The 22362-nt window shown below is 32.9% G+C and carries 22 protein-coding genes and 1 tRNA gene; 10 read left to right on the top strand and 13 right to left on the bottom strand.

Annotated elements, in window-relative coordinates:
• Positions 1–10 precede the first annotated feature (10 nt).
• A complete protein-coding gene (prmA, locus tag ACQ0RB_RS06320) occupies positions 11–847 on the bottom strand; it encodes a 50S ribosomal protein L11 methyltransferase (protein WP_430497298.1) in 837 nt (278 codons plus the stop codon).
• 70 nt (positions 848–917) lie between these two features.
• Between prmA and ACQ0RB_RS06315 the strand changes: the two genes are divergently transcribed.
• Positions 918–2120, top strand: a complete 1203-nt coding sequence (locus ACQ0RB_RS06315) for a porin (RefSeq protein WP_430497296.1) — start codon at positions 918–920, stop codon at positions 2118–2120.
• A 50-nt stretch (positions 2121–2170) separates the two neighbouring features.
• Here the strand turns inward: ACQ0RB_RS06315 and tpiA are convergent, their stop codons facing one another.
• Genes tpiA through ACQ0RB_RS06290 form a run of 5 tightly spaced genes read right to left on the bottom strand, consistent with a single transcriptional unit; the run spans position 2171 to position 6342 of the window.
• Positions 2171–2920 (bottom strand): triose-phosphate isomerase, encoded by a 750-nt coding sequence (gene tpiA, locus ACQ0RB_RS06310; RefSeq protein ID WP_430497294.1) that lies wholly within the window; start codon positions 2918–2920, stop codon positions 2171–2173.
• Positions 2917–3396, bottom strand: coding sequence for a TlpA family protein disulfide reductase (locus ACQ0RB_RS06305; protein ID WP_430497292.1), 480 nt, complete (start codon positions 3394–3396; stop codon positions 2917–2919). Before ACQ0RB_RS06305 ends, tpiA begins: the two co-directional genes overlap by 4 nt.
• An 11-nt stretch (positions 3397–3407) precedes the next feature.
• Positions 3408–4484 (bottom strand): ABC transporter permease, encoded by a 1077-nt coding sequence (locus ACQ0RB_RS06300; protein ID WP_430497511.1) that lies wholly within the window; start codon positions 4482–4484, stop codon positions 3408–3410.
• A gap of 1 nt (position 4485) precedes the next feature.
• On the bottom strand, positions 4486–5802 hold the full coding sequence (locus ACQ0RB_RS06295) for a BT_3928 family protein (protein ID WP_134201182.1): 1317 nt from the start codon (positions 5800–5802) through the stop codon (positions 4486–4488).
• A 3-nt stretch (positions 5803–5805) separates the two neighbouring features.
• Positions 5806–6342: a DUF1599 domain-containing protein gene (locus tag ACQ0RB_RS06290; protein ID WP_430497290.1), complete on the bottom strand. Its 537-nt coding sequence runs from the start codon at positions 6340–6342 to the stop codon at positions 5806–5808.
• Between the two features lie 99 nt (positions 6343–6441).
• On the opposite strand from ACQ0RB_RS06290, the gene folP reads away from it, so the two are divergent.
• Genes folP through ACQ0RB_RS06265 form a run of 5 tightly spaced genes read left to right on the top strand, consistent with a single transcriptional unit; the run spans position 6442 to position 10390 of the window.
• Positions 6442–7263 (top strand): dihydropteroate synthase, encoded by an 822-nt coding sequence (folP, locus tag ACQ0RB_RS06285; protein ID WP_430497289.1) that lies wholly within the window; start codon positions 6442–6444, stop codon positions 7261–7263.
• A complete protein-coding gene (locus ACQ0RB_RS06280) occupies positions 7263–7964 on the top strand; it encodes a hypothetical protein (RefSeq protein WP_430497287.1) in 702 nt (233 codons plus the stop codon). Before folP ends, ACQ0RB_RS06280 begins: the two co-directional genes overlap by 1 nt.
• Positions 7965–7999: 35 nt before the next feature.
• Positions 8000–8782 (top strand): diadenylate cyclase CdaA, encoded by a 783-nt coding sequence (gene cdaA / locus ACQ0RB_RS06275; protein ID WP_129761528.1) that lies wholly within the window; start codon positions 8000–8002, stop codon positions 8780–8782.
• Position 8783: 1 nt separating this feature from the next.
• Positions 8784–9596: a DUF3667 domain-containing protein gene (locus ACQ0RB_RS06270; protein ID WP_430497284.1), complete on the top strand. Its 813-nt coding sequence runs from the start codon at positions 8784–8786 to the stop codon at positions 9594–9596.
• Positions 9597–9598: 2 nt separating this feature from the next.
• The gene (locus ACQ0RB_RS06265; RefSeq protein ID WP_262732538.1) at positions 9599–10390 is read left to right on the top strand and encodes a DUF3667 domain-containing protein; all 792 of its coding nucleotides are present in this window, start codon (positions 9599–9601) and stop codon (positions 10388–10390) included.
• Here ACQ0RB_RS06265 and ACQ0RB_RS06260 read toward each other — a convergent pair.
• Together ACQ0RB_RS06260 and truA are read right to left on the bottom strand one after the other, a co-directional pair.
• Complete coding sequence (locus ACQ0RB_RS06260) at positions 10387–12153, bottom strand: ABC transporter ATP-binding protein (protein ID WP_131507977.1); 1767 nt, start codon at positions 12151–12153, stop codon at positions 10387–10389. The two genes, ACQ0RB_RS06265 and ACQ0RB_RS06260, sit on opposite strands and share 4 nt — an antisense overlap.
• A gap of 9 nt (positions 12154–12162) precedes the next feature.
• The gene (gene truA / locus ACQ0RB_RS06255; protein WP_430497281.1) at positions 12163–12906 is read right to left on the bottom strand and encodes a tRNA pseudouridine(38-40) synthase TruA; all 744 of its coding nucleotides are present in this window, start codon (positions 12904–12906) and stop codon (positions 12163–12165) included.
• A 70-nt stretch (positions 12907–12976) separates the two neighbouring features.
• On the opposite strand from truA, the gene ACQ0RB_RS06250 reads away from it, so the two are divergent.
• Positions 12977–13468, top strand: a complete 492-nt coding sequence (locus ACQ0RB_RS06250) for a metallophosphoesterase family protein (RefSeq protein WP_262732536.1) — start codon at positions 12977–12979, stop codon at positions 13466–13468.
• A 57-nt stretch (positions 13469–13525) separates the two neighbouring features.
• Here ACQ0RB_RS06250 and ACQ0RB_RS06245 read toward each other — a convergent pair whose 3' ends face one another.
• The gene (locus ACQ0RB_RS06245; protein ID WP_131507983.1) at positions 13526–13936 is read right to left on the bottom strand and encodes a DUF4293 domain-containing protein; all 411 of its coding nucleotides are present in this window, start codon (positions 13934–13936) and stop codon (positions 13526–13528) included.
• A gap of 216 nt (positions 13937–14152) precedes the next feature.
• Between ACQ0RB_RS06245 and rho the strand changes: the two genes are divergently transcribed.
• The gene (rho, locus tag ACQ0RB_RS06240) at positions 14153–15832 is read left to right on the top strand and encodes a transcription termination factor Rho (protein ID WP_430497279.1); all 1680 of its coding nucleotides are present in this window, start codon (positions 14153–14155) and stop codon (positions 15830–15832) included.
• Positions 15833–15978: 146 nt separating this feature from the next.
• On the opposite strand, the gene rpsT is transcribed toward rho, so the two are convergent.
• The 3 genes from rpsT to proS all read right to left on the bottom strand — a co-directional run bounded on the left by rpsT (position 15979) and on the right by proS (position 17951).
• Positions 15979–16230, bottom strand: a complete 252-nt coding sequence (gene rpsT, locus ACQ0RB_RS06235; RefSeq protein WP_129761520.1) for a 30S ribosomal protein S20 — start codon at positions 16228–16230, stop codon at positions 15979–15981.
• A 26-nt stretch (positions 16231–16256) separates the two neighbouring features.
• A tRNA-Glu gene (locus ACQ0RB_RS06230) sits at positions 16257–16328 on the bottom strand.
• Between the two features lie 144 nt (positions 16329–16472).
• Positions 16473–17951, bottom strand: coding sequence for a proline--tRNA ligase (gene proS, locus ACQ0RB_RS06225; protein WP_430497277.1), 1479 nt, complete (start codon positions 17949–17951; stop codon positions 16473–16475).
• Positions 17952–18051: 100 nt separating this feature from the next.
• On the opposite strand from proS, the gene ACQ0RB_RS06220 reads away from it, so the two are divergent.
• Entirely contained in the window at positions 18052–19041 is a 990-nt protein-coding gene (locus ACQ0RB_RS06220; RefSeq protein ID WP_430497275.1) for a hypothetical protein, read from the top strand.
• Positions 19042–19072: 31 nt separating this feature from the next.
• The gene (locus ACQ0RB_RS06215) at positions 19073–20590 is read left to right on the top strand and encodes an OmpP1/FadL family transporter (protein WP_430497274.1); all 1518 of its coding nucleotides are present in this window, start codon (positions 19073–19075) and stop codon (positions 20588–20590) included.
• Between the two features lie 74 nt (positions 20591–20664).
• Here ACQ0RB_RS06215 and ACQ0RB_RS06210 read toward each other — a convergent pair.
• Positions 20665–22362, bottom strand: a 1698-nt coding sequence (locus ACQ0RB_RS06210) for a T9SS type B sorting domain-containing protein (RefSeq protein ID WP_430497272.1), incomplete at its 5' end; no start/stop codon positions are given.

Genomic DNA, 22362 nt, shown 5'->3' with positions numbered 1-22362 from the left:
TTTTTTTAGACTAATTTAAAAATTTTAGAGCAACCCAATGGTTTTTCTCCAAAGTTTCAACGAGTTTTAACATATGCTTATTACATTCAGCCTCTAAAACTGGTATGTCATCTTTATAAAAACCACTTAAGAGCAACATACCATTTTTGTTCAAACAAGCTACATATTTGTCTAAATCGTTTAAAAGGATATTTCGATTTATATTAGCTATAATAACATCATAATGTTTATCTACCAATAAGCTTGCATCTCCTTCAAAAACTGTAATATGCTCACAATTATTACGTTCTACATTTTCTAAACTATTTAAATAACACCAGTTATCATAGTCTATGGCGTCAATTGGTTTTGCGCCTTTCATTTCAGCTAAAATCGCTAAAACTCCTGTTCCGCAACCCATATCTAAAACCGATTTATTTTTAAGATCATTATTAAGAATATACTGTATCATCATATGTGTGGTTTCATGATGACCAGTACCAAAACTCATTTTTGGTTCAATAATTATATCGTACTCTGTATTTGGTTTGTCATGAAAAGGCGCACGTACCGAACATTTCTCATCTACAACTATTGGTGTGAAGTTTTTTTCCCATTCTTCATTCCAATTGGTTTGCTCAATGTCTTCAAACGAAAAAGAAATTTCAAACTCATTAGAGTTTAAGATTTGTATATCATCAAGAATAGTTTCACTCCACTCCTCTTTTTGAATGTACGCTGTAACACCTTCTTCTGTTTCAACAAAACTTTCAAAACCAGCATAACCTAATTCAGCAATCAAAATTTCTACAGCTGGTTGCAACGGTTGTACTTTAAAGTAATAGCCTATGTATATTGTATTTGACATCTTTTTTTTTTGCAAATTTACTAATCCTTAATTTAGTTACTCTTACTTTTGTAGCTAAATTGATTTTAAAATGAACAAACTCATTATTGCTTTATGTTTTTTTTGCTTTTGTACAATAACAAATGCTCAAGACAATAACGATATTAAACTTTCTGCACTTCCTTATTATAGCTACGGAAAAGGACTAGGTATTACCTCTCCTGATAGTATTTTTAAGTTGAATATTAGATTTAGAATGCAAAATCGTTTAACGTATTTAAACAACGAAGACGAAGATCCTGCTTATGAAGCCATGATAAGACGTTTACGTTTACGTTTTGACGGTTATGTTGGTGACCCAAAAATAATTTATGTGATTCAGTTATCGTTTTCTCCAAACGATGTTGGAGCTATTGAAGATGGTGAAAACCTCAACATTATAAGAGATGCTATTGTGTTTTATAGACCAGATAATCACTGGAACATTGGTTTTGGTCAAACAAAATTACCTGGTAACAGACAACGTATTAACTCTTCGGGAGCTTTACAACTTACAGATCGTTCTATCAACAACGCTCGTTTTAATATTGATAGGGATTTTGGTTTACAAGTGTATTATTTAAACGAATTACAAAATCAGTTTTCATACAATGTTAAAACAGCAATTAGTACAGGTGAAGGTAGAAACTGGACCAAAAACCCTGACAATGGATTAGCATTTACAGGTCGATTAGAATTGTTTCCTTTTGGTGCATTTAAAAACAACGGAACTCTTTTTGAAGGTGATATCAAGCGAGAAGCTACACCTAAACTAATGTTATCTGGTGTGTATCATTATAATGAAAAAGCAAGACGAACCAGAGGCACTCTAGGTGACGATTTATTTGAGCAACGCGATATGCAATCTGTTCTTTTAGACGCGATTTTAAAGTATAATGGTTGGGCGTTTCAAACAGCTTATATGAATAGAACAACTAACAACCCTATAACGGTAAACCCTGAAGACAATACTGACACTAGATACGTTTTTGTTGGCCATGGATTTGATGCGCAATTGAGTTATGTTTTTGAAAACAACTACGAACTTATAGGTAGATATTCGTATCAAAAACCTCATGAAGATATTGAAGCCTTAACTCCACAAACCAATCAATACAGTTTGGGTGTAACTAAATACATTTGGGAACACGCTTTAAAACTGCAAGCCGAAGTTACCAATAGCGATTTAAGCTATTTCGATTCTAGCAGCGCTAATAATTGGTACTTGCGCTTTCAGGTTGAAATAGGAATATAAAAAAAACGGTCTTAAAATTTTAAGACCGTTTTTTTTATATTATTTCTTAATTAGAATGCATTAACTATCGCAAAAAAGTCTTCTGCTTTTAGTGATGCTCCACCTATTAACCCTCCATCAACATCTGGTTTCGAGAAAATTTCTTTAGCATTATTAGGCTTTACACTTCCTCCATATAATATTGGAACACTATCAGCTATTTCACTGCCATACTTATTAGCCAATGTTGTTCTAATAAATGCGTGCAAGTCTTGAGCTTGTTCTGGTGACGCAGTTTCTCCTGTACCAATAGCCCAAACAGGTTCGTAAGCTAATATTATATTACTAAATACAGACGCTTCTAAATGAAACAAAGCATTTTTAATTTGGCTTTCAACCACATGCTCATGATTACCAGATTTTCTATCATCTAGCTCTTCACCAAAACAAAAAATAACAGTCATTTCATTGTTTAAAGCAGCATCAACTTTTTTAGCCAAAAGCTCATCGGTTTCATTAAAATATGCACGACGCTCACTATGACCTAGTATTACTGTTTTAACTCCAACACTTTTTAGCATGCTTGCACTTATTTCTCCTGTGTAGGCACCATTTTCAGCAAAGTGCATGTTTTGCGCTACAACTTCAATATCGGTTTCTCTTAATGACTGAAAAGCAGGCCACAGATTGGTAAACGTAGGAGCAACCATCACTTGCGCATCAGATGTTTTTGATTGCGATTTTAAATCGGTTATTAATCCTTCTGTTAACGATAAATCGTTATTCATTTTCCAGTTACCTGCTACTATTTTTTTTCTCATTTTAATGCATTTATAAGTTTACTATCGTCGGCTTTCACTGCTTTAAAGAGTTTGATTGTTCCTGTTTCATCAACTACCATATATCTTGGAATCCAATCTAAGTCAATAAAAGTTCCAAAGTCACCTTTCCAACCTGATTGCATAAAATAATGGTCGCCTTCAACCTGATATTTATCTATTCCTCTCTTCCAGCTATCCATACTCTTGTCCAAAGATAAAAAGACATAGACAACATCAGTATTATTTTCTTGTAAAGTTTTAACTTTTGGCATGCCTTTTATACAATCTTTACACCAAGATGCCCAAACATCAATTAATATGGTTTTACCTTTGTGCTTGGTAAGTATTTCATTAAATAGTATTGTTTCTCCGCTTAAGGTTACAAATGTATCATTTAAGGCGTCTTGCGAAAATTGAGTTGGAGTGTCTTTACTACAGCTTAAAAAGCTAATTAGTGCTACTAATAGAATGTTCATTTTTTTCATTTTTATTGCAATTTTACTTTAGGATCTAACCATGTGTAGATTATGTCGACTAAAATATTAATACTTACAAATACAATTGCAATAACTAATACAGCTCCCATAATTACTGGTAAATCTAAAGTATTTAATGCATTCACGATTTCCTTTCCGAGTCCATTCCATCCAAAAATATATTCTACAAAAACAGCTCCTGCTAGCATAGATGCAAACCACCCTGAAATTGCAGTAACCACGGGATTTAATGCGTTTTTTATAGTATGACGTTTTATAACCTGAAATTCGTTTAGTCCTTTTGCTCTAGCTGTTCTTATGTAATCTTGATTAAAGACTTCTAATAGCGAGTTTCTCATAAGTTGTATTACTACTGCTAGTGGACGAATTCCTAATACAATAGCTGGTAGAATAAGGTTTTTCCATTTAATATGCATACGCTCACCAAAATCATCTAACTCATAAAGGCTGCCTGTCATTTCAAGATTAGTGTATTTATGAAGTACAAACCCAAATAACCACGCAAAGAGTATTGCGCTAAAAAAGGAAGGTACACTCATTCCTAATGTGCTTAGAATTTGAATAATTTTATCAATCCAGGTGTCTTTGTACAATGCTGATATAATCCCGAAAATAATCCCTAAAACTATTGCAATTACAATAGCAGAAACAGCCAACACAAAGGTATTAGGAAGCGTTTCTCCAATTACTTGTGTCACCTTTTTTCCTTGTTTGGTAAACGATTCTCTTAGGTAAGGAAATTTTAAAACCGTTGTAGTATTACCAATAGTGAATAGCTTTGAAGCTGTGTATTTTCCGTTTCTTAAATACGTGTAATCACTTTTTGAAGTTGAATGAAAAGACAAAGGTGACAAATCATTAAGGTAATACAAATACTGGGTTCCTATGGGTTTATCGAAACCATATTTTGCTTTAACAATTGCTAGCTGCTTGCTGTCTTCGTTTTGTCCTAACATCATTTGAGCAGGATCTCCTGGTAAGACATTAAACAGAAAAAAGATTACCGTAACTACTCCTAATAAGGTAAGTATTGCATAAAAGGCTTTATTTAGGAAATAGCTTATCAGATTATTCCTTTTTTAAAACAGCTTCAACAAATGATGTATAGTTGGTTTTATTTGCTGCATTGATTGAATCCAAAACATCGCCTTCGTTTCTTTCCTTTAGAACATACATTGCTTCAATATCATCTTTAGTTAAAGCTTCTACTTCTTCTTTGGTTGATATTTCGCCATCAATTAAGTATACTGTTCCATCATCTTTAATAACTTCCTGCTTACGCTCAACCTTTGGCAACTCAATATCTTCAATATCATTCCAATGTTCTTTTTGAAGTACAGTTCCTTTTTCTAATACCAATACTCCAGGATTAGAACGCACAATAGTTTTTAGCACTTTTTCATCACACAAATAGAAATCGAAATTTAAGTCGTAATCCTTTTTAATTTGTGCTTTTACATCGTTTCCAGATGCTGAAAGCCCGATAACAGTGTAACCGTTTTCAATAGCTTTATCTGACACTGCTTTAAGTTTTTTAAGTCCATCAACTTCAGCAGACTCTAAGCTATAACTCGTTATCATTACAAGGTGGTCTTCTTCAAGAAATTGAGTGGTTAAATCTTCGTCGTCAGACTCTATAGAGAAATCCAATATTGAAGGTTCATATCCTTTTTCAATAACCTTGGTTTCATAACTTATAAGTTTTCCTTCAACTGTTGGATAAGACCCATTAGTCACAAATTCTTTTTCTTCACCATTGACATCAAATAACCATGTCCATTCCATAACTGGTTTTTTAGCGCCTTCAGGAATTGTCATATTATCTTGTATGTTGCTTCCTATTTTGTAGGCTCTAAAATCAAATACAGGTAAATGCATTAACACATGGTAAGCAAACCATAAACATGCTATAAAACTTAATAGCGATGCAACGGTTAGTCCTAATTTTCCAAAAATTGGTTTGATATGTTTTACTCCAAAAAACAGGATTAAAATAAGCACTAGCAGAATAACATCTTTGGTAAACGATTCCCAAGGTGTAAGTTTTAAGAAATCACCAAAGCAACCACAGTCTTTTACTTTATCAAAATAGGCTGCATAAAAGGTTAAAAATGTGAAGAACACAATCATTGCCAGAAGGCTCCAAACTGTAAACTTAGGTTTGTAACCTATGAGTAAAAATATACCTAAAACTACTTCAAAAATGACCACAAAAATGGAAATCCCTAAAGCATAAGGCTCTAAAAAAGGAATATTAAGTACGTCATAACTAAAATACTCTTGGAGTTTATACGAAAACCCTAACGGATCGTTAAGTTTTATAAAACCTGAGAATATAAAAAGTGCTCCAACAAGCAATCTACTAACGTTTACTATAAATTTCATGTGTTATTCTTTTAAGTGAATCATTGCAAAAACAGCGTAGTTTATCATATCTTGATAATTAGCATCTATACCTTCGCTAACCAGTGTTTTTCCTGCGTTATCTTCAATTTGTTTTACGCGCAATAGTTTTTGTAAAATTAAATCGGTTAATGAACTTACGCGCATTTCTCTCCAAGCTTCACCATAATCGTGGTTTTTATCCATCATTAATTGCTTGGTAATGCCTATTTTTTCATCATACAATTCAGTAGCTTCTTCGACCGATAGATCTGGCTGTTCTACAACACCTTTGTCTAACTGTATAAGCGCCATAATGCAATAGTTTATTATACCTATAAACTCACTAGTTTCGCCTTCATCAACTTTTCGTATGTCTTTTTGCTGAAGACTTCTAATACGTTGCGCTTTTATAAAAATTTGGTCGGTTAACGACGGTAATCTTAATATTCTCCATGCACTTCCGTAGTCTTTCATTTTATTAACAAATAAGTCTCGGCATGTTTTTATAACGTCGTCGTACTGTTTTGAGGTATCTTGCATTTAAAACATTTAATTTTCCGTAAATTTCGCATAAAAAAGTTTAAAGTTCAAAGTTTAGCCTTTAAAGTTTGCTACTATTAACACTTCAAATTCTTATTTATGACTATTAATTGCAAAGGGCAACTTATAGATTTAAGCATACCTCAAGTAATGGGTATTTTAAATGTAACTCCAGATTCGTTTTATGATGGTGGAAAATACAAAAACGAAAGTGAGCTACTCTCTCAAATATATGTAATGCTTAAAGATGGAGCAAGGTTTATAGATATTGGTGCTTACAGCTCAAGACCTAATGCTGAACATGTTTCTGAAACCGAAGAGTTAAAACGCATACTTCCAATTATTGAACTAACTTTAAAAGAATTTCCTGATGTTTTAATTTCGGTTGACACCTTTAGAAGTGCCGTTGCTAAACATGCTATCAACTCTGGAGCTGCCTTGATAAACGATATTTCAGCAGGCTTATTGGATCAAGATATGCTTAAAACCATTGCCCAATTGCAAGTTCCATATATTATGATGCACATGAGAGGTACACCTCAAACTATGCAACAATATACAAGCTATGATGATTTGGTAAAAGATATTTTATTTTACTTTTCTGAAAGAATAACTGCCGCAAGAGCTCTTGGTATTATTGATATTATTGTAGATCCTGGTTTTGGTTTTGCCAAAACTACCGAACAAAACTTTGAGCTACTGAACAAACTCGACCTTTTTAAAATGCTTGAATTACCATTATTGGCTGGAGTGTCTAGAAAATCGATGATTTACAAAACCTTAAACAATACTCCAAAAGAAGCTTTAAATGGCACAACAGTTTTAAATACTGTTGCCTTACAAAAAGGAGCAACTATTTTAAGAGTACATGATGTTAAGGAAGCTATGGAATGTATAAAACTTACAAATCTATTACACTAATGAAAATCAAATTTTATATAGTAATACTAACTGCTTTATGCTTATCCTGCGGAAAAGACAAAGTTGTTTTGCTGCCGGAAATTAATAAGGCAAAAATTACAGAAGTAAATGATGTATCCTCAGCCTATTTATTTTACGATGAAACCCAACCAGATAGTCTAGAACTCAACCGAAAAAACTTAATTAGCACCACCAATTGGCTGGTTAATGTTGATAAGCGATTAACACTAGAACAAGCTATACCAAAAATAAAATTTTTACAAGACAAAAAAAGAAATGCTGAAATGCATAAAAATGAAAATGCTAAAAACTATTATAGTTGCAATGATACTAGCATTAAAAACTTAGGGTTTATAGAGTTTACTGATGTGGTCTATTGGGAAGAATCTTCAGTTGGCATACAAAAAAAGACGTCTCAACTTCCTAAAGACAATACTACAACTGTACATCTTAAGTTAGGTTTAGATAAAAAAATTCATATTACTAACACAAATGAAGAATTAAGTATTAAAACAATACATTATTCTGAGTTTGAAAATCATCTTACAAGCTTAAAACACCAATTCCCTAACAAGACAATTAGCATTAAGCTAAACTTTGATGAAAAATTAAGTATTCAAGACTACATCACTTTTAAATCGCTTGTTTCTAACATAAAGCTAGATTCAATAACAATAGATAACAACGAATTTATTTATTAATCATATTTTGTTACATTTACACAAACACCTTAACCTTGGATAAATTCAAATTTTGGGATTTTACGCTTATAGACTTTATCGACGTGTTTCTCGTCGCTATTTTACTCTACTATGTATATAAGCTAGTAAAAGGTACTGTTGCCATAAATATTTTTATAGGAATTATAGTAATTTATTCCGTTTGGAAACTTACCGATTTACTCAACATGAATATGCTTCATAATATTTTTGATGGGTTTATGAAAGTAGGAATTATAGCCTTAATAGTAGTATTTCAACCCGAAATACGGAAATTTCTGCTTATGGTTGGATCAACCAATTTAGGTGGTAAACGAAAATTCTTTAGTAAAATACGGTTCTTAAAAACCGAAGTTGAAACTGAAACAGATATTGATGCCATAATTGCTGCATGCAACAAAATGGGAACGACTCAAACTGGAGCTTTAATTGTTTTAGAACGCAATAATAATCTTGATTTTTTAACAGGAACTGGAGACAATATGAATATCTCGGTTACTCAAGCCATTATTGAAAGTATATTCTTTAAAAACAGTCCGCTGCACGATGGAGCCATAATTATTGAAAACAATGTGGTAAAAGCAACTCGTGTTATTTTACCTGTAAATAACGAGAAAAATATTCCGCAACGTTTTGGTTTAAGACATAGAGCAGCTATTGGAATTACCGAAAAAACCGATGCCTTAGCAATTGTTGTTAGTGAAGAAACTGGGCAAATTTCATATATTAAAAATGGTGAGTTTGTGATGTATAATGACACTGCAGACCTAACTGAAATGATTAAAAAAGATATGGTATAAAATGAATTGCAAAAACTGTAATACTAACCTTGCAGTAGAGCAAAATTATTGCTTTGAATGTGGTGCTAAAGTTATTAGAAACCGCCTCACTCTATCCAACATTTTTTCAGAAGTAAAAGAACATCTTTTTCAATACGACAATAAGCTTTTTCAAACGTTTATATTACTATTCAAAAAACCAGAGGCTGTTATAAATAGTTATATTAATGGCACTAGAAAAAAGTACATTAATGTTATACAGTATTTTGCTATTTCGCTTACGCTTATTGGTATTCAAGTGTTTTTACTCAATACTTTTTTTGAAGATGTTTTGTTTAAAGACATTTCATTTTTAAACAAGTTTGATAATGGTGTCACCAACTCATCCGATTTTTTAAAGGACCAAGCCACCATACAACAAAAAGTTTCAAACTATCAAAACATTATTTATATAATAACTGTTCCAATATCTGCTTTTGCTACTTGGGCTGCTCACTACCTTACCAACTATAGACAGTTTAATTTCACCGAACATATAGTTATTAACCTTTATTATTCGTCACAGGTTATTATTGTTACAGCATTGCTTAACATCATTTTTTTATGTGCTGGAGCTAATTATTACTTAGTAAGCTCTTTAATTTCTTTTCTCTCTGTTATTTATTACATCTATATATTTAAACGAGTTATTGGAGCTGGTTTTTGGCAAACTTTAGCCAATATGCTAGTTATGTTTTTTATATACGCTATCATTTCTTTAATCCTATTATCTCCTATAATAATTAATGGTATAAAAGAAGGAATTGATGCAGCTAACAAAGTAAAAGGCGCATAAGCATGAATTGTAAAAACTGTAATATTACTTTATCCGAAAACAGCGATTATTGCAATGCTTGTGGCGGAAAAGTAATAAGAAACAGACTTAATTTTAAGAATTTATTTGAACACATTAGCGAAACATTCTTTAATTACGACAACAAGCTACTACGTACTATTATCGACTTATTTAAAAAACCCGAAGCTGTTATTGTAAGTTATATTGAAGGTGTTAGAAAACGTTATGTAAACCCTATTAGTTTTTTTGGTGTCGCATTAACCCTTAGTGGTCTTTACGTTTTAGCTTTAAATAAGTTTTTTCCTGAAATCATGGATTTTTCTGCAATAACACCAAAAGGTCAAGAAGAAATGCAACAACGCAACATGAGTTTTTTACAAGAGTATCAATCTATTGTTATGATGCTATATGTACCTATCTATGCGTTAATTGCAAAACTGACTTTTATTGGACTAAAAAAATTCAACTACACCGAAATGGTTGTTGTGTTTATGTACATACAAGCACAAATATCTGTTGTTTCTGCAGCAATAGTAATTATAGGCGCTTTTTTTGGTATAACTTATGGCGTAATGAGCTTGTTTTTGCTTCCGTTAATGATATTATATTCAGCGTATTGCTTACAAAGAATTTATAGACTGAGTTTAAAACATTTACTACTAAGAGGCTTACTATTTATTTTTATTTTAATATTTTTCTTTATTGCCCTTAGTATTGGAATGTTTGTTATAATGTATTTAAATGGTGATTTTCAACAAATGATTGAAACTCAAAAAGCTGCTCAAGGTGCTTAAGCCAGTTCTTCTTTCATAAACTGCACTTCGTATAGGTTTTTGTAATATCCATTTTCTTTTTTAAGAAGCGTTTTATGTGTACCTTCTTCAACAATTTTACCAGCATCCATCACAATGATTTTGTCTGCTTTTTTAATGGTTGCTAACCTATGAGCAATAACTATTGATGTTCTACCTTTAGTAATTTTATCGGTTGCATCTTGTATTAATTGCTCAGAATAAGAATCTACCGAAGAAGTAGCTTCATCTAACACCAAAATACTTGGATTAGTAACATAAGCTCTTAAAAATGATATTAACTGACGTTGACCTGAAGATAACATCACACCTCTTTCTTTAACATTATAATGATAACCATTAGGCAAACTCATTATAAAATCATGAATTCCAATATCTTTTGCTGCTTGTTGCACTTCAGCTTCCGTAACGGTATCGTTATTAAGTGTAATGTTATTTAATATCGTATCAGCAAACAAAAACACATCTTGTAATACTACTGCAATTTGTGCGCGTAACGATTGCAAAGTCATGCTCTTTATATTGACACTATCAACACAAATTTCACCTTTTTGAATATCGTAAAACCGATTTAACAAATTAATAATTGTAGACTTTCCTGCTCCTGTAGCACCAACAATAGCTATGGTTTGTCCAGCTTCTACATTAAAAGATATACCTTTAAGAACTTCTTCATTTTCTATATAAGAAAAATGCACGTTTTTAAAAGTTATGTCTCCTTTAAATTGAGTTGCTACCACATTACCACTATCATCAATTTGAGATGTAGTATCCAATACCTTAAACACTCTATCAGCGGCTACCATTCCCATTTGTAGTGTATTGAACTTGTTAGCAATTTGGTTAAGCGGTCTAAACAACATAGGAATCATCATGATAAAAGCAGTAAGTTCACCAAGAGATGCTGTACTATCCATAATTACATTTAGTCCTCCATACCAAACAACCAATCCTAAGGTTATTGATGATAAAAATTCTGCAATAGGAAAGAAAATAGAGTTATACCATACGGTTTTTAACCAACCTTTTTTATGACGTTCATTAATTGCCATAAACTTTTTATATTCTGTATCTTCTCTTGTAAACAGCTGAAGTATTTTCATACCTGTAACACGTTCTTGAACAAAACTATTTAGGTTAGACACTTCAGTTCTTACATCCTGAAACGCTAATTTCATATACTTCTGAAAAATCTTGGTAGCAAACAATACAATTGGTAATGTAGTAAATACAATAAGGCTCAATTTCCAATTCATTGAAAACATCATAATAGCTACAGCTAACATTTTCAACACATCGCTAAAAATCATAAACAAGCCTTCACCAAAAATATCAGCAATACGCTCCATATCGGTAACTGCTCTGGTAATCAAAACACCTACTGAAGAGTTATCAAAATATTTCATTTTAAAACTCAACATGTGTTTAAACAACTTTACTCGTATATCCTTAACTACTGATTGCCCTAGCCAACTTGCATAATAAATAAAAAGGAGTTGAGAAATAACTTCTAAAACTAAAAGCGCAATCATGATAATGATGTAAAACAAAAAGCCATCATACTCTTGCAAAGCAATTTTTGTATCAATAGCTAATTGAAGCACTTTAGGTCTAAAAACTCCAAAAACAGACAGTCCAATAACAAAAATTAAGGTACCAAAAAACACAAGTTTGTAAGGTTTTACAAACTTTAGTAATCGTTTAAAAAGTTTTATATCAAAAACGTCTGCTCCTTTTTTAGACATATATAGTTTTTATTTCTTTATCGTATCAAGATACTTTACTTCGGTTAAATACAATCCATGAGCAGGAACCGAAAAACCAGCTTCACTCCTATTTTTTGATTTTATAATATCATGCAATTCCTCTACGGTAGTTTTACCTAATCCAATATTCACCATTGTACCAACTATGGCTCTTACCATATTTCTAAGAAAACGGTCAGCAGTAATTACAAAGGTTAATTCTCCTCCATCATTAATCCATTGTGCATGCTTTATAATGCAATTATACGTCTTTACATCTGTATTTGTTTTAGAAAAACATTGAAAATCTTTATACTGCAATAAGACATCGCAGGCTGCATTCATTTTTTCTACATCCAACGGAAGTTGTAACAAGTAAGCATAATCAAAAGTAAATACATTTTTACGATTGGAAACCTTGTAATGATATGTTCTCTCTGTAGCATCAAAACGCGCATGAGCATCGTTAGTCACCAAAAACATGTTGTGTATTGCCACATCTTTAGGCAAAAATGAGTTTAGCTTATAGGTTAAATCCTGAGTATTTAATTCTATTTCAGAATCAAAATGGGCAAACATTTGCGATGCATGCACACCTGCATCAGTTCTTCCAGCTCCAACAATATCTGTTTTTTGCTGCAATAACGTTGAAAGTGCTTTCTCTATAACTTCTTGTACAGAAATAGCATTAGGCTGATTTTGCCAACCATGATATGCTTTTCCGTTATATGACAATTCAATAAAATATCTCAATGGAAACTTCTACTTTTGTAAATGACAAAGATAATTAGTTTTCTGAGTTAACATTTTACATTAACATTATATGAAGAAAATTCTTCTACTTTCAGACACACATAGTCACATTGACGACACTATTTTAAAATATGTAAAACAAGCCGACGAGGTTTGGCATGCTGGTGATATTGGTGACTTAAGTGTTACTGATGCCATTAAAGCACTTAAACCTTTACGAGCTGTATATGGTAATATTGATGACGCTAAAGCTAGAGTTGAATTTCCTGAGCATAATAGGTTTATGTGTGAGGATGTTGATGTATGGATAACTCATATTGGTGGTTATCCTAGCAGATACAATCCACGAGTAAAACCTGAAATTTACAACAATCCGCCTAAACTATTTATTTGTGGTCATTCCCACATTTTAAAAGTAATGCCTGATAAAAAACTCAATATATTGCATATGAATCCTGGTGCAGTTGGTAAACATGGTTTTCATAAAGTACGAACAATGCTTCGTTTTACTATTGATGGAGAAAAAATTGATAACCTAGAAGTTATTGAGTTGAAGCGATAAAAAAAGCCCAAGATCTTCACCTTGGGCTTACGCACTAAATTAATTAAGATATAAGGTTTATCGTAATCTATCCACAGATTTTACAAGATCTTCATCCTTTTTGATGGCTTTATTGGCTAAAACCAAAAATACGATAGAAAAAATAGGTAGAAGAATCCCAATACCTTTCTCAGAAACATCTGCTTCTCCAGATAAGTTTAGCGATTGATATACAAATAATCCTAATAAAATAAAGTTTAATATGATGTTAAGTCGTCCCAAAACAAATTGCGACTTCCTATTTTTATATCTAAATATTGAAACCAAAGATAAAAAAGCTGAAGCCAAAAACAAACCTAAATAAAGATTGTTGTCTTTTACAAAAACCTGCACATCCGAAGCATTAGTCCATAAATGAAAAACAAATATTAGACCAGCTGAGATACCAGCAGAAATTAATAAATAAACAGTTTGAATACGTTGAAGCATCTACTTTTTTAAAATTTAAAGCACAAAATTAGTAGTTTCTTTTTAAAACATATACTTGTTTTTAAAATAAAATTGTATTATTGCAGTAGTAATTTGTTACGCACAACAGTTTCAGGTTATTAATCTTCAAGATTTTTTTCTAGTTTTTCCCTTTTATTTCAAAATAGAGAATATTCAGATTAAATCTATTCAATAAAAATTATTCAATAAACATACATGTTTGAAATTTCGCAATTAAAAGAAAAAAAGCTTTCTGAGTTACAGGAAATAGCTCAAAAACTGAACGTTCCTAAATACCGTTCATTAAAAAAATTGGATTTAGTATATCAAATACTAGATTATCAGGCTGCAAACCCTGATGCACTTAAAAATGAGGCTCCAGCATCTAACGACAGCAATAAAAGCAAAAAAACTACCGAAAGAAAACCTAGACAACCAAGGCAGAGAATTCAAAAAAAACCTGCCGATCAACAGTCTAAGGAGCAGCAAAAAATAGAGTTTTCTGAGTCTAAAAAAGAGAACAGCAATAACAATAACAGTAAAGACAACCAAAAACCTACTGCGAAAGACAATAAAAGACAGTCTCAAAAAGACAACTCGAACCAAAAACAGCAAACTCAAAAAGACAGCGCTAACAACAAACAACAAGCTCAAAAAGACAACACCAACAATAAGCAACAGCGCTCTAAAGACAATAACCAAAATAACAATTCCAATAACAATAATGGAAATAACGGTAATAAAGACAACCGTAACCGTTATAGAGAACCAGATTTTGAGTTTGATGCTATAATACAAAGTGAAGGTGTACTTGACATCATGCAAGATGGATATGGGTTTTTACGCTCTTCTGACTACAACTATTTATCATCTCCTGATGATATTTATGTATCGCAATCTCAAATTAGATTATTTGGATTAAAAACTGGAGATACTGTTTTAGGTCATGTAAGACCTCCTAAAGAAGGTGAAAAATATTTCCCACTTATTAAAGTGAGTAAAATTAATGGTCAAAAACCTGAAGTTGTTAGAGACAGAGTATCTTTTGAACACTTAACACCTTTATTCCCTCAGGAAAAATTTAATATCGCTGAAAAACAAAGTACTATTTCAACCAGAATTATGGATTTGTTCTCTCCTATTGGAAAAGGACAACGTGGTATGATTGTTTCACAACCTAAAACAGGTAAAACTATGCTTCTTAAAGATGTTGCAAATGCTATCGCTGCAAATCATCCTGAAGTATATCAAATGATTTTACTAATCGATGAACGTCCTGAAGAAGTAACAGACATGCAACGTAATGTTCGTGGCGAAGTTATTGCTTCAACTTTTGATAAAGAAGCTCACGAGCATGTAAAAATCGCTAACATAGTCCTTGAAAAAGCTAAACGATTAGTCGAGTGTGGACACGATGTTGTAATCCTTTTAGATTCGATTACTCGTTTAGCAAGAGCATACAACACTGTTCAACCTGCATCAGGTAAAATATTAAGTGGTGGTGTTGATGCTAATGCATTACATAGACCGAAAAGATTCTTTGGAGCTGCTAGAAATATTGAAAATGGAGGTTCATTAACAATTATAGCTACAGCACTTACCGAAACTGGTTCAAAAATGGATGAAGTAATTTTTGAAGAGTTTAAAGGTACAGGAAACATGGAACTACAATTAGATAGAAAAATATCTAACCGTAGAATTTTCCCTGCAATTGACCTTACATCTTCAAGTACACGTCGTGACGACTTATTACTGGACGACAATACCATACAAAGAATGTGGGTAATGCGAAAATACCTAGCAGACATGAATCCTGTTGAAGCTATGGAGTTTATTAACGAACGCTTTAAACAAACCAAAAACAATGAAGAGTTTTTAATCTCTATGAATGGTTAATAAATAAAAAACCTAATAATAAAATATTAAAAACCCATGGAAACTCCATGGGTTTTTTATTTGCTTTATAGCAACTGTAAGCTTAATCAATAAAAAAAGCCTTTTCAATGAAAAGGCTTTTTAAATATCTTTTAAAAGTAATTCTCTTATAGAGAAGCTACATGCTTAGCTAAACCTGATTTTAAGTTAGCTGCTTTGTTAGCATGAATAACATTTTTCTTAGCTAACTTATCAATCATAGAAACTACTGTAGGATAAAAATCCTGAGCATCTTTAGCTGTTTCCATTTCACGTAATTTCTTAATAGCATTACGTGTAGTTTTATGCTGATACCTGTTAGTTAAACGCTTTGCTTCGTTACTTCTTATTCTTTTTAATGCTGACTTATGATTTGCCATTTTACTTTTTCCTTATTAAAAAATTGTAGCCCGTAGGGGAATCGAACCCCTCTTACCAGGATGAAAACCTGGCGTCCTAGCCGATAGACGAACGGGCCATTAAATTTTGAAAGCACAAATTTAATTATAAAATTTAAATATGCAACAATCTTTAAATGAACATGCAATTTCCTCATTGCGGATGCAAAAATACAACTATTTTTAAATGTTGCAATAGCTAATCAATTTTTTTTCAAAAAAAATTAATATGCCTTTGCAAATAGCACTCTTCTTTTTGATGGATTACCAGTAAATACGCATACTCCAGCCTCCTCTTCTCCATCTTGAGGAATACATCTAATTGTTGCTTTTGTTAACTCCTTAATTTTTTGCTCTGTTTCAGGAGTTCCATCCCAATGCGCTGATATAAAACCTGTTTTATTCTCTAAAACGTCTTTAAACTCATCAAACGTCTCAACTTTTGTGATATGACTATTTCTAAAATTTAAGGCTTTATTAAATAATCCTTCTTGTATGGTAACTAGTAGTTTTGAGATTAAAGTAGGTAAACCATCAAGGTTTACAATTTCTTTTGTTAAAGTGTCTCTTCTAGCTAATTCAACAGTTCCATTTTCTAAATCTTTAGGTCCAATAGCAATTCGCAGAGGAACACCTTGTAATTCATGCTGAGCAAATTTTGCTCCTGGTCTGTGTGTTTCTCTTCCATCAAACTTGCAGCTTACTTCTAAAGCTTTTAAATCGTTTTTTATATTATTTGCTAGATCAGAAATCTGTTTTAACTGCTCATCATTTTTATATATAGGAACAATAACCACTTGTGTTGGTGCTAAATTAGGAGGTAAAACCAAACCTTTATCATCACTATGTGTCATTATTAAAGCTCCCATTAAACGTGTAGACACTCCCCATGAAGTAGCCCAAACATAATCTAGCTTTCCTTCATTATTTGTAAACTTTACATCAAATGCTTTTGCAAAGTTTTGCCCAAGAAAATGCGATGTTCCTGCTTGTAAAGCCTTACCATCTTGCATTAAAGCTTCAATACAATAAGTTTCTACTGCTCCAGCAAAACGTTCGCTTTCGGTCTTTAATCCTTTAATGACTGGAATAGCCATAAAGTTTTCAGCAAATTCAGCATACACATTGTTCATTTGTTCGGCTTCAGCTAATGCTTCTGCTTCTGTTGCGTGAGCTGTATGTCCTTCTTGCCACAAAAATTCTGCAGTACGCAAAAACAAACGTGTACGCATTTCCCAACGTACAACATTTGCCCATTGGTTAATAAGTATAGGTAAGTCTCTATAGCTTTGAATCCAACCTTTGTAGGTGTTCCATATTATTGCTTCACTAGTTGGACGCACAACTAATTCTTCTTCTAATCTCGCTTCTGGATCGACCCTTAATTTTCCTTCATTATCAGGGTCATTTTGTAATCTATAATGTGTTACAACAGCACATTCTTTTGCAAACCCTTCGGCATTCTTTTCTTCAGCTTCAAATAAACTTTTAGGTACAAATAGTGGAAAATATGCGTTTTGATGACCTGTTTCTTTAAACATTCTATCTAATTCAGCTTGCATTTTTTCCCATATTGCATATCCATATGGTTTTATAACCATGCATCCTCTAACTGCTGAATTCTCAGCCATATCAGCCTTTACGACCAATTCGTTATACCATTTTGAATAATCTTCTGCTCTACTTGTGAGATTTTTGCTCATTGTAAGTATTTTGGCACAAAAATTGTGCGTATGTTAAATAAAAAAATAGTTCAACAAAACTAACTATTTTTGTAATGTTCAACAATAAAATTATACAGTTATGCAATTTAAAAATTACATCATATCAAAATTGCCATTTTTTGTTGCACTAAGCTTTGCTTTTGTTTTAGCTTCTTGTGGTTCATACCAATATGTTGGTTATGACAATGATGGTATATACAATTCTGATGGAGTTGTTTATGAAGAAGACACTTATCAAGAAACTACAAGCGCTAGCGGCAGCTACTACAAAAATTATTTTGCTGAAAAATCTCAACAATACGAAAGCATTCCTGAGGAAAATATAATATTCACAGATATTGAATCTTACGAAGGTAATTACACTGAAGAAGAAGACACTACCGATGAGTACAATGGATATGCTGGTTGGGGACAAGATAGCGATAACATTACCATAAATGTGTATTCTAATTATGGATGGAATAATTGGGGTTACTACAATTATTGGGGTTGGAATAGACCTTTTTATTCATGGAATAGATGGAACACTTGGGGATGGAATTCTTGGGGTTGGAACAATTGGGCTTGGAACTCTGGTTGGGGATATTATGGCTACAATTCGTTTTGGGGTAACCCATATTACAATGGCTTCTATTATGGAGGTTATTACAATCGACCATACTACTACAATGGATACCTAAATGGGTATGCTTACAATCGTGTAAACTCAAGACGTGGTCAAATTAACAATGCTTACAATTCTAGACGTTCTAATTCTGTAATAAACAATAGTCGTATTGGGAGAACTAATCGTTCTACATTAACTAGACCTAGAAGTACTACTACAAGAACTAGAGTAAATTCTTCTACAACTAGAAGAAATAGTTCTATCACGCCAAATAGAACTAGAGTTAATACAAGATCTAACAATTCTGTAAGACCTAGATCAAATTCTACAAGAACAAGAGTTAACTCTTCATCGGCAAGAACTAGAGTAAATACTCCATCTAGAAGTTCTTCAGTAAGAAGCTCTTCTGGTTCTTCATCGCGTAGTAGTGGCAGCAGAGGTTCATCTGGAAGAAGACGATAATATTCCCTAAAATATTAAATTAAAAATTGATATGAAAAAGTTAAGTTTACTATTCATAGGCATACTATCTATGTCTAATGTTATGGCTCAAGATATATCTGATGCGTTGAGATATTCTTCAGACGAAATTCAAGGAACAGCTCGATTTAGAGCTATGAGTGGAGCTTTTGGAGCTCTTGGTGGAGATATGTCTGCCGTTAGTTTAAATCCTGCAGGAGCAGCTGTATTTACTAGAAGTCATGCTTCGGCTTCTGTTTCCATTTTAAGCATCAACAATGATGTTAATTATTTTGGAGAAATGCGATCTTCATCTGACTCTAAATTTGATCTTCATCAAACTGGAGCTGCTTTTGTTTTTAATAACACTAATCAAAGTTCACCATGGAGAAAGTTTGTATTTAGTATTGCTTATGATAAAGTTGCTAATTATGATAACGATTGGTTTGCAACTGGAACAAGTACAAACTCAATAGATTCTTACTTTTTGTCTTATGCACAAGGTTTGAGGCTCGATGAAATCTCTGCCTTTGCAGGTGAAAGCTATACTGACGCTTATGCTGATATTGGCTCTGCTTATGGTTTTGAAAACCAACAAGCTTTTTTAGGTTATGAATCCTATATTCTTGAACCAAATAGTGATACTGATGACAACATTTCGTACGATTCTAATATAGCTCCTGGAAGTTTTGAGCACGATTACAGCTATCTTGCGACTGGATATAATGGTAAGTTTACATTTAACTTTGCTTCACAGTTTAAAGACAAATTATATATAGGTCTTAACCTAAATACTCACTTTATCAATTATGAGCGATACACTTATTTGAATGAATTTAATTCAAACGAAGGATCTTTGGTTAACGAAGTTGGGTTTGAAAATTCGCTATTCACCACAGGAACTGGTTTTTCTTTTCAGTTAGGAGCAATTACAAAGCTTACAGAAGAACTTAGAGTAGGATTAACCTATAACTCTCCTACTTGGTTTAGTATTGAAGAAGAAACTACTCAATATCTTGCTACAGTTAGAAATGATGGAGGTTCAAACATTACTCAAGTAATTAACCCAGCTATTATTAATGTTTTTCCAAGATACAGATTACAATCTCCTGGTAAATTAACAGGAAGTTTAGCTTATGTTTTTGGAGAGCAAGGTTTAATTAGTTTTGATTACTCTAGAAAAGATTACTCAAACACTAAATTCAAGCCAACTTCTGACTCTCATTTTTCTGCTCAAAATGATATCATTGGTAATACACTTAAAGCTGCTTCTACATATAGATTTGGTGGAGAATACAGATATAAGCAAATAAGTTTTAGAGGTGGTTATCGTTTTGAAGAAAGCCCTTACGAAGATGATTCTTTTTATGGTGATCTTACTGGATATTCTCTAGGTTTAGGATATAATTTTGGTGATATAAAATTAGATTTAGCTTTTGATCAATCTGACAGAGAGATTAACCATCAATTCTATAGTGTTGGTCTTACAAATGCAGCTCTTTTAGATTCTAAAAACTCTAACGTAACTTTATCTTTAGCTTTCAATTTATAGAAAGAATACAACACATAAAAAAAAGAAAAGGCTGAATAAAAATTTAGCCTTTTCTTTTTATAAACTTCTTTGGTTTATCGTTTCAAAGTAAAGTGAGCTTTAAACTCTTTTCTCTGCCCACCAATTGGTTCGTCGTACTCTACTACAAACCAGTAATCACTTGATGGCATTGGGTTTCCATTGTAGGTTCCATCCCATCCTTGTCCCGAAGGAGATATCTGCTTCAACAGTTTTCCAAACCTGTCAAAGATATAAATTTTTACGTCAGCTCTACCTGCAAATCCTATTATGTTCCATGTATCATGATATCCATCTCCATTTGGTGTAAAGTACTTTGGATAATCCAACACTGTTATCTCCAACGCTGTCAATCCACATCCATTCTTGTCTCTTGCCACTACTACATGTTCTCCTGAGGTAACGTCTTCAAACAAACCACTGTCTTGCCATGGACCGTTATCTAAACTGTATTCATACTCTCCTGGTCCTGTTGCTTCTGCTTCTATAACGTGATTTTCTGAAAAAGCTTGTGTAGTCACTTCGGCTACCAAGGTTGGAGGTGCACTTTCTATAACTAAAGTCTCATCGGTATTCTCACAGTTGGTCTCTGTTGATGTTACTTCATCTACAACGGTTACACTATAAGTTCCGCCTTCTGTTGGCATATAACTACCTTCTGTAGCGCCTGCGATTTCTGTTCCGTTAAGATACCATGTAAAACTGTAATCTGGTGTGGTCAGGCCTGTATCTAATACTAAAGGATCTAATACTTCTGTCCCATTAGTATCCACACATAGTATATAACTGTCTTCTAAATCAAATACTGGTAACGGATTCACCTGAAGGGTCAGATCTGTCACATCATAACAGATAGAATCTGGTGTGGTATCATTATCTACTCTTACATAAATAACCTGTGGGTTAGTGATGTTCTCATAAAGTGTAGGTAATGGGTTTACTCCTGCGTCTGCATCATCAAAACTCGCATAGTACGTTACTGTATAATTTAATGGGTCTTGACCATCTAGTACGTCTTCATCTAATGTTGATAGATCAAATTGTACACTGTCGTTAGTTGGGTCTCCATCTATCTCCATATTGTCATCACATAGCTCATATAGAATTGGCTCCATATCACTATTGGCTTCTGCTGCTTCCTGAACTTCTATGTTAAAGCTTTGTGTGCTTATCGAACATCCTGTTACTGTATTGGTAATGGCTACATAGATTGGTTGTGGATTGATCACATTGGTATATGGACTTACCAATCCGTTCATTAGATCATCAGCATCTGCTTGTGTAGCATGATAGCTTACTGTAAATAGGGTTGGATCTTGACCATTAAGTACTTCTGCATCTTTACTGGTTAAATCAAACTGTGCAAAGCCATCGGTATTGTCTTCACATATGATAAAGTCCGTTACTGCTACTACATCTGGTAATGGGTTTACGGTTATCGTAAAGGTTACTATGGTATAACATCCTGTTACGTCATTAGTCACACGCACATAGATGGTTTGTGCTGTGTAATCGGTTGGGATGTTAGTGTACATTGTTGGGTCTGCTATAGCATTGGCTCCTGCTTCTGCATCTTCTTCTGTTTCATGGTAGCTTGCTGTTACTCCTGCTTCTCCATTGATGATGTATACTTCGTTTTCGGTAAGATCAAATACCTCTTGTCCATCTCCTGTATTGATGTCATCACATAACTCTAGGTTATCTGGATCTGTACTTGGAGTTGGGTTTGGTAATACTCTAATGGTTAACGTTGT

Origin of the sequence: Gaetbulibacter sp. PBL-D1, from assembly GCF_050509525.1 — a bacterium.
Taxonomy (GTDB): domain Bacteria; phylum Bacteroidota; class Bacteroidia; order Flavobacteriales; family Flavobacteriaceae; genus Gaetbulibacter_B; species Gaetbulibacter_B jejuensis.
Note: the sequence above shows the minus strand (reverse complement) of the source record. Positions and strands in the feature narration are given on the sequence as shown.